Source organism: Catenulispora sp. GP43 (genome assembly GCF_041260665.1).
Taxonomy (GTDB): domain Bacteria; phylum Actinomycetota; class Actinomycetes; order Streptomycetales; family Catenulisporaceae; genus Catenulispora.
Genome location: NZ_JBGCCT010000004.1, coordinates 433,530 through 442,153 on the forward strand (window position 1 = coordinate 433,530; position 8,624 = coordinate 442,153).

General features: G+C 71.6%; 8 protein-coding genes. 1 reads left to right on the plus strand and 7 read right to left on the minus strand.

What is annotated here, in order from left to right; all coding sequences use genetic code 11:
* Positions 1–99: 99 nt before the first annotated feature.
* Entirely contained in the window at positions 100–543 is a 444-nt protein-coding gene (locus ABH926_RS12060; RefSeq protein WP_370365538.1) for a DUF3592 domain-containing protein, read from the minus strand.
* A gap of 176 nt (positions 544–719) precedes the next feature.
* On the opposite strand from ABH926_RS12060, the gene serB reads away from it, so the two are divergent.
* Positions 720–2,009, plus strand: a complete 1,290-nt coding sequence (serB, locus tag ABH926_RS12065; RefSeq protein ID WP_370365540.1) for a phosphoserine phosphatase SerB — start codon at positions 720–722, stop codon at positions 2,007–2,009.
* Positions 2,010–2,056: 47 nt separating this feature from the next.
* Here the strand turns inward: serB and ABH926_RS12070 are convergent, their stop codons facing one another.
* The 6 genes from ABH926_RS12070 to ABH926_RS12095 form a co-directional block, all read right to left on the minus strand.
* On the minus strand, positions 2,057–2,563 hold the full coding sequence (locus tag ABH926_RS12070; RefSeq protein WP_370365541.1) for a histidine phosphatase family protein: 507 nt from the start codon (positions 2,561–2,563) through the stop codon (positions 2,057–2,059).
* Positions 2,563–2,754, minus strand: a complete 192-nt coding sequence (locus ABH926_RS12075) for a hypothetical protein (RefSeq protein ID WP_370365542.1) — start codon at positions 2,752–2,754, stop codon at positions 2,563–2,565. The genes ABH926_RS12070 and ABH926_RS12075 overlap by 1 nt, the downstream gene beginning before the upstream one ends.
* A gap of 87 nt (positions 2,755–2,841) precedes the next feature.
* On the minus strand, positions 2,842–3,300 hold the full coding sequence (locus ABH926_RS12080; protein ID WP_370365543.1) for a MarR family winged helix-turn-helix transcriptional regulator: 459 nt from the start codon (positions 3,298–3,300) through the stop codon (positions 2,842–2,844).
* 159 nt (positions 3,301–3,459) lie between these two features.
* On the minus strand, positions 3,460–5,202 hold the full coding sequence (locus ABH926_RS12085) for an MFS transporter (protein WP_370365544.1): 1,743 nt from the start codon (positions 5,200–5,202) through the stop codon (positions 3,460–3,462).
* A gap of 486 nt (positions 5,203–5,688) precedes the next feature.
* Positions 5,689–6,516 carry a MerR family transcriptional regulator gene (locus ABH926_RS12090; protein WP_370365545.1) on the minus strand — a complete coding sequence of 276 codons (828 nt, stop codon included), beginning with the start codon at positions 6,514–6,516 and terminating at the stop codon, positions 5,689–5,691.
* 224 nt (positions 6,517–6,740) lie between these two features.
* Positions 6,741–8,291 (minus strand): MFS transporter, encoded by a 1,551-nt coding sequence (locus ABH926_RS12095; protein ID WP_370365546.1) that lies wholly within the window; start codon positions 8,289–8,291, stop codon positions 6,741–6,743.
* Between the last annotated feature and the right edge of the window lie 333 nt (positions 8,292–8,624).

Consider the following 8,624-nt stretch of genomic DNA (forward strand, 5'->3'; position numbering starts at 1 on the left):
GGGCGGCGGCTTCACCGTGGCCACCGAGAACATCGAGGACATCAGGGGCATCAAGGAGCAGCACGGCGGCCATCGGCCCGCCTGCGCCCGGGTGCCCGCTCAGCGCATCGTCAGCGCCGCGAACTCCATCGCGAACCCGACCGCCAGCACCGCCAGCGCGCCGACCAGCTCGAGCCAGTCGCGCAGCTTCAGGTCGAAGCGCGACACCAGGATCCGCTCCGGCCGCAGCGGGTCGTACCACAGCCGCACCTGCGCCCCGGTGGCCACGCTCTGGTGCGGCCGGTAGCCGTAGGCGCGGGTGACGACCGGCGGCCCGGCCGAGGCGAAGTAGCGGACCCGCGGCGCGTTGCGCACCGCCCCGGAGGCGTCGCAGGACACGATCATGCCGATCACCTCGCCCCGGGCCGGCACCCCGACCAGCCGCAGCCGCAGCCGCGCCAGCCTGCGGGCGCACGCGCTCAGCCAGAGGACCCCGCCCCCGATCCAGAACAGGCCGGACGCGGCGAGGAACCCGGCGACGAAGGACGTATCGTCCGCGGCCATACTTCAATGCTAGGGCCGTGCCGCCCCGTTGAGCCTGTTCACAGAGCAGACATCACCCGTATGGGACACGGCGGCCTGTTCAGCGGCGTGCCGTGGACGGCGCGGCCGCCGCACGCGGCTCACCACCCGGACACTCCTCGGCTGTCCCCTCTCCCGACGGTACCGTGGATCACACCATGAACACCGCGCTCGCCCTGCCGCCGCCCGCCGAAACCGTCCTGGTCACCGTGTACGGCGCCGACCGTCCCGGTGTCACCGCGAGTCTGTTCTCCGCGCTGGAGACCTTCGACGTCCCGGTCGTGGACGTGGAACAGGTCGTCGTCCGCGGCCGCCTGGTGCTGGCCGTACTGGTCGGCGCGCCGCAGGAGCCGGACGCCGAGCGCACGCTGCGCCTGCTCCTGCACAAGTGGGCCGCCGAGGAGCGGCTGGACGTCGAGGTGGTCACCGGTCTGGGTGACAACCGCAAGCGCCGCGAGGGCCGCACCCATGTGACCGTCCTGGGCGCCCCGCTCAAGCCGGCCGCGATGGCGGCGCTGGCCCGGCAGATCGCCGAGTGCCGCGGCAACATCGACCGGATCGTGCGGCTGGCCAAGTACCCGGTCACCGCGATCGAGCTCGACGTCTCCGGCGCCGACCCCGACCTGCTGCGCGAGCGGCTGGCCCGGGTCGCCGCCGAGGAGCACGCCGACATCGCGGTGCAGCCGGCGGGCCTGAGCCGGCGGGCCAAGCGGCTGGTGGTGATGGACGTCGACTCCACGCTCATCGAGGGCGAGGTGATCGAGGAGCTGGCGGCCCGCGCCGGCTGCCTGGAGGCGGTCGCCGGGATCACCCGGCGGGCGATGCGCGGCGAGCTGGACTTCGCCGGGTCGCTGCGCGAGCGCGTCGCCCTGCTGGAGGGGCTGGACGCCGGCGCGCTGGAGGACGTCCGCGCCTCGGTCCGGCTGATGCCCGGGGCCCGCACCCTGGTCCGCACCCTGAAACGGCTCGGCTACCTGGTCGGCATCGTCTCCGGCGGGTTCACGCACGTCACCGACTCGCTGCGGGACGAGCTCGGCCTGGACTTCGCCCTGGCCAACACCCTGGAGATCGGCGCCGACGGTCGGCTGACCGGCCGCGTGGTCGGGCCGATAGTGGACCGCGCGGGCAAGGCCACGGCGCTGCGGGAGTTCGCCGAGGCGGCCGGGGTGCCGGCCACCGACACCGTGGCCATCGGCGACGGCGCCAACGACCTGGACATGCTGGCCGCGGCCGGGCTCGGGGTGGCGTTCAACGCCAAGCCGGTGGTCCGGGAGCAGGCCGACACCGCGGTGAACGTGCCGTTCCTGGACACGATCCTGTACCTGCTCGGGATCACCCGCGAGGAGGTGGAGGCCGCGGACGCCGCGGAGGAGGAGATCGAGACCTCTCCGGCCGGTACCGCGCCGACCGCCGCGGGCGGCGCGCGGAACGTGCAGTCGGCCGCCTGAGCCGGTTCGCGACCAACCGGCCCCGACCTGCTGGCCGGCCGTGCGGCTCAGCCGCGCGGCGACTCCACCGCCACGATCGAGGCCGCGGCCGGGTCCAGCGTCTCCCAGACGCCGTCGAACTCCAGCACGGTCACGGTGTTGGTCGGGTAGCCGGCGTGCACCTTGGCGACGAGCTCCGGATGCGTCTCGTCGGCCAGCGCCAGCGCCAGGTACTGGGTCCCGGGGTTGTGCGAGACGACCATCAGGGTGCCGACGCTCTCGGGCGTCCGGCGGATCACTTCCAGCATCTCGCCGGCCGAGGCGGAGTAGAGATCGTCCGTGAACTCGATCTCGGGTCCGGCCGGGAACGCCTCGGCGACCAGTTCGTAGGTCTGGCGGGTGCGCAGCGCGGTCGACACCGCGGCCCGGTCCGGGACCCGGCCGTGCTCGACCAGCCAGGCGCCGGTGCGCGGGGCGTCGTGGCGGCCGCGCCCGGTCAGCGGGCGCTCGTGGTCGGCGACGCCGTCGGGCCAGTCCGACTTGGCGTGCCGGAGCAGGATCAGGGTGTGCCGCATCAGCCGTTGGCCAAGCCCCAGAACGACAGGATGACCAGGACGATCATGATCAGCGCGATCAGCCCCAGGAGCTGGTACATGCTCCGGGCGCCGGACCCGCGCTGGGCCTCGCGCCACTCGCGCGGCGGCCACTCGGCCTCGGCCGGCGTTTCGGGAACGGAGACCTGGGGCTCCTCGCTTGCTGCCGTCATACCGTCCAGTCTCGCACCTTCCTGCGGCCGGACGCCGGGCGGGGTCCGCCGGTCGGCGTGGCTCGGCCGCACCGGGCCCGGCCGGGCTCAGGAGGCCGGCCGCGCCTTCGGCTCGACCTCGTCGGCCAGCTGCTCCAGCACCGGCACCGCCGCCTGCAGCGCCTCCAACTGCGCCCCGGTCAGCCGCTCCATGCCCTGCACCAGCGCCGCGGTCCGCTGCTTGCGGACCTTGCCGATCAGCGCCGCGCCGCCGGGCGTCAGCGTGACCATGAAGGAGCGGCCGTCGTCCGGGTCCGGCTCGCGCTGCACCCAGCCGGCCGCGACCAGGCCGCTGAGCGTGCGCGTCATCGACGGCGCGGCGACCTTCTCCTTCTGCGCCAGGTCCCCGATCCGGATCGGGCCCCACTTCTCGATCACGAACAGCGCGGAGAGCTGGGCGAAACTCGCCTCCGACTGCCGCTGCAGCAGCTGCCGGTTCAGACGGCCCAAAGCCACCCGCAGGCGGGCGGCGACCTCGGTGTCGGGCTGGGTCGGCGATGCGTTCATCGGGTCCTTCACAGGAGCGCGGGCGAACCGGCGGCGGTGGACGGGGGCGGAGCGGTCAGGCGGAAGTGGGGCACAGTGAAACACACCGCCGCACTCTCAATCTACCGACCCCCGGCGTCCCGGGCCGGTCCCACGCCGCGTCCGGCGTGGGACCCACCCTCACCCGGTCGCCGCCGCGCTCTTCCCGGCGGCCGCCTCCGGCTCCTCCGCCTGGCCCTTGCCGGGCAGCGCCGAGGCCGCCGCCCCGATCACCGCCATCGCGATGGCGAGCCAGAACACGACCATGAGGCCGTCATGGAAGGGACCGGAGATGAGGTGCGGGAAGAACTCCCGGCCGGTGAGCGTCTGCGCGTTGGAGGCGGGCAGCGCGTGCAGCGTCGAGGGACCGAGCAGCTGCTGCATCGGGTTGTAGCCGAGGAACGCGGCGAACAGCGTCGCCACCGGCGGCAGGTGCGAGATCTGGGTCGCGGTCTGCGCCGGCACCCCCTGCGCGGTCAGACCGCTGGACAGGGTGTGCGGCAGCGAACTCGACAGGCCCGCCACCATGAGCGAGAAGAAGATGCCCAGGGAAAGCACCATGCCGGCGTTCATGAACGTGGCCCGCGCACCGGAGGCGGCACCGCGCATCCGGGTCGGCACACTGGACATGATCAGCGACGTGTTCGGCGCGGAGAACAACCCGCCGCCGATGCCGTTGAGGAAGATGAGCAGCGCGAACACCCAGTAGGAGAAGTTCGTGGGTATCAGCAGCAGGCCGGCGAACGACACCGCCATCGCCAGCAGACCGCCGGCGGCGAACACCCGCGGCCCGAACTTGTCCGACAGATGCCCGGCGATCGGCCCGGCCACCAGGAAACCGAGAGTCAGCGGGATCATGTAGATGCCCGCCCACAACGGCGTGTCCTTGTAGTCGTACCCGTGCAGCGGCAGCCAGATGCCCTGCAGCCAGATGATCAGCATGAACTGCAGACCGCCCCGGGCGACGGCCCCGAGCAGGTTCGCGAGGTTGCCGGTACTGAAGTCGCGGTTGCGGAACAGCGTCATCGGCAGCATCGGATCGGAGATCTTCGCCTCGATCACGCAGAAGAGCACGATCAGGACGACGCCGCCGATCAGCCCGGCGTCCACCCAGGGGTTGGTCCACCCCTGCGTGTGGCCGCCATAGGGCTGGATGCCGTACGTGATACCGGCGAGCAGCGAAGTCAGACCGGCGGCGAAGGTGAGGTTGCCCCACCAGTCGATCCGCGCCTTCTGTCTGATCCCGGTGTCGTGCAGCGACTTGTACGCCCACACCGTGCCGATCAACCCGATGGGCACGTTCACCCAGAACACGGTGCGCCAGTTCCACTCGGACAACGCACCACCGAGCACCAACCCGATGAACGACCCGGCGATCGCGGCCACGATGTTGATGCCCAACGCCATCCCGCGCTGCGCAGCCGGAAACGCATCGGTGATGATCGCCGCGGAGTTCGCCATCAGCATCGCGCCGCCGATGGCCTGGAACACCCGCCACCCGATCAGCCACATCGCCCCCATCGCCCCGTGGAACGGATCGAGCGACAGCGCGATGGAGCAGACGGTGAAGACCAGGAACCCGGAGTTGTAGATCTTGACGCGCCCGAACATGTCCCCGAGCCGCCCCAGCGCCACCACGAACACCGCGGTGACGAGCATGTAACCCATCAGCATCCAGAGCAGGTAGCTGACGTTGGAGGGCTGCAGCGGATCGAGCTTGATCCCGTTGAAGATCGCCGGCAGCGAGATCAACACGATGGAGGAGTTGATCGTCGCGATCAGCATGCCCAACGTGGTGTTGGACAGCGCCACCCACTTGTAGTGCGGATGGTCGGGCCCGCGAGAGGCCTTCCCAGTCGCGCTGGAAGCTTGTGTCGCAGTCATACAACCCCGCCCTCTGTCATTTACATAGTTTAGGCACGCTAAGTATATGGGTAGGGAGTAGGGCTGACAAGACGGAGGTATGACGATTGGGTCGCGAGATGGTGAACAGTTGTTCGAGGCTGGATGTCCGCACGCCCCGAGCCGCCGCCGGCCGGTCGCCACTCGGTTGCCAGCCAGTCCGGGCGCGCGCCGGTCGCAGGTCGCCGACCGGTCGCAGGTCGCCGACCGGTAGGAGTTGGCCGGACCGGTCGCTGAGCTGGCCTGCCTGTTGTCGCCGGCCGAGCGCTGCTGGCCCGCCGGCTGGCCGCTGACTGGCCCCTGGCTGGCCCCTGGCTGGCCGCTTGGCGCTCCCCGGTCGCGGGCTTCTGGCCGGTCGGCGCTATTCAGCTCGCCGATCGCCGGCCGCTGCCGACCGGTCGGCGCCGCCCTCCCCCACCCCCGCGGCCGGCCGCCCCCTCCGCGGCCGGCCGCGTCGTCCGGCCATGGCTACGGCCGCATCGGGAAGGCGATGTCGCAGACCTCGTCGTCCGGCCCCGCGGCGTCCCAGTCGGCGAAGTAGACCTCGCGCGGGGGCAGGGTGGCGGTGTGGCCGTTGTCGGTGAGCCAGCGGCCGACCGCGTCGTAGGCCGACAGGATCTGCGGGAACTCGACCTGGGCCTTGGTGATGCGCAGGTAAGCCTCGCGGTGGGCCGGTTCCTCGCGGGTGGGGGCGGTGGCGGTGGCGGCTCTGGCCGGGTCGATGGGGATGCAGACCTCCGCCGGGCCGTCGCTGTCGTGGTTGATCTCGCCGTGGTAGACCACGAAGGGGTTCGCTGTGGGGCCGCCGGCCAGCGCCGCCGCGGTGAGCAGGCGGGTCATCGCCTGGGAGATCCAGGTGGGGAGTTCTTCGGGGGTGACGTGGCGCTGCTCGGTGAGGACCAGGCCGGCGGGCACGTCGCGGGTGAGGATGGGCTGGGTCATGGTGCGGGCTCCTTCGTGGCCGGACACTTCTTCGCGGACCCGGGCCGCCAGCCAGCGCTGGGCGGCGAACCTGGCCTCGGCCTCGTCCCAGTACGCCGCGACCAGTGCCTCGCGCTCGGCGGGCGGGGCCGCCAGGACTCGGGCCACGTCGGACAGGGGCATGTCCAGGCGGCGGAGCCAGACGATCAGGCGGGCGTCGGCCAGGCGGGCGGCGCGGTAGCGGCGATAGCGGTTGGTGGCGTCGACCTCGTCGGGGACCAGCAGGCCCTGCTGCTCGTACAGGCGGAGCGCCTTGGCCGAGAGCCGGGAGCGGCGGCTGAAGTCGCCGCTGGTCAGCAGGTCGTCGTCGGGCATCGCGATCAGTGTCCTCATCGGTTCGGTACGGCCGCCGGCGGCGCCGTGCGGCCTGGGCACCAGCCTCGGGTCTGCCCTTGGGGCGAGGTCAAGCCACCTGTCCCGAGGAGTGGGAAAACGAGGTGGCCCGGCGCTTGAAGCGCCGGGCCACCTTCTTCCCCGATCCCCGTTCCCCTCCTGCTCCCCCGAATCCCCCGCAGTCCTCGGGTGTGGACGCCGGAGCGTCACACCATGATCTCGTCCTCGCTGCGCGCCGTCTTCGGCACCGTGAACGCCAGCAGCCAGGTCAGCACCAGGATGCCGGCGGCCAGCCAGTACACGAGCTCGGCGGCCGGGAACGGCGAGCCGCCGCTTTCCACCCGGTTGAAGAACAGGGTGCTGAACAGCGCCGCGGCGACCGCGTTGCCGAGCTGGTTGAACGAGCTGATGACGCCGTTGGCCGAGCCGAGTTCGTGGTCGTCGACCGCGGCGAGCACCAGGCCGAAGAACGGCGCGAACACCAGGCCCATGCCGATCCCGGACACCAGCAGCGCCGGGGCCAGGTTCCAGCTGGTCACCCCGCTGTGCCAGATCGGCTGGTGCTCGGCGTTCAGCGTGAACGAGGTCCCCGCGTAGTGCTTGATGATGTACCCGCTCAGCGCCATGCCCGCGGCCAGCGTGAGCAGGCCGGCGTGCAGCACCCGGCGCGGCGTCTTCTTCACGAACGCCTGGCCGGCGCCCATCGAGATGATCGTGCCCAGCGACCACCACGCGCCGGTCAGGCCGGCCCGCAGCGGCGACCAGCCCAGCGAGACCTGCAGCAGCAGCGGGCTGACGGTGAAGGCCGCGGCGCAGGCGCCGAAGAACAGGAAGATGGTCATCGTGCCGGTGGTGAAGGCGCGCTTGCGGAACAGGCTGGTCTCCAGGAACGGGTCCAGGTTCCTCTTGTGCCGGGCCCGGGCGTACAAGGCGAAGATCGCCATCACCACCGCCGAGCCGGCCAGCATCAGCCAGATGCCGGCGTCCCAGTGGTGCTCGCGGCCCTGGATGACCGGGTAGACCAGCAGTCCGACCGCGATCGAGCACAGGATGAGGCCGATGACGTCCAGCTTCGGCCGGTCGCCCGCGCGGTGGTGCACCGTCGGCAGCACCTTGGCCGCGAAGTACAGCGCGATCACGCCGACCGGCAGGTTGATCACGAACACCCAGCGCCACGAGGAGTACGTGATCAGCGCGCCGCCGAGCACCGGGCCCAGGGCCGCGGACAGGCCCATGAAGGGTCCGAAGATCGCGAACGCCTTCTGGCTGTTCTCCCGGCCGAACTTCTCCCGGATCATGCCGATGCCCTGCGGGATCATCATCGCCGAGGCGCTGCCCTGCAGCAGCCGGGCCGCGATCAGCTCGCCGGGGTTCTGCGCGAGGGCGCAGACCGCGGACATGATCGTGAAGCCGGTCAGGCCGATCAGGAACATCCGGCGCCGCCCGGCGATGTCGCCGAGCCGTCCGCCGGCGATCAGCAGCACGGAGAACGACAGCACGTAGCCGGTGCTGATCCACTGGTACTCGGTGTTCGACGCCCCGAGCCCGGTGCGGATCGAGGGCGCCGCGACGTTCATCACCGTGGCGTCCAGCAGGTCCATCATGGAGGCGCCGAGCACGGTGAACATCACCGCCCAGGCCCCCTTCGGGATCGTCGAGAGCCCCGGGCCCTTCTCCTTCACCGGCGCGCCAGCCCCGGGCACCGCGTCGGCAGCCGGGACGACCACGTCCTGGGTACCGCTCACCGCCTCACTCATGTTTCCCCTCCGCGCCGACCGCAGGTCCTGGCGTCCCGTTCGCTCGCAGCACACGATATAACGCGTGCCGCGACTGTCAAGCTATATCGCGAATCTCGCCGGGTCCGGCAACCTCAGATTGATGGTGTCCCCACCCTCCGCGGCGGGTACAACACCTTTTTATCCGAGACCACCGACAGGTTCGCCTGAATTTGGCGGCGTGCGGGCGGCTGCGCGCAAGACGGCACGAATCGAGAAGCGGGGGGGGGGCGGCGCGCCCCCGGGGGGGGGGGGGGGGGGGGGGGCCCCCGGGGGGGGGGGCCCGCCGTGGGGGGCGGGGGGCGGGCCCCCCCC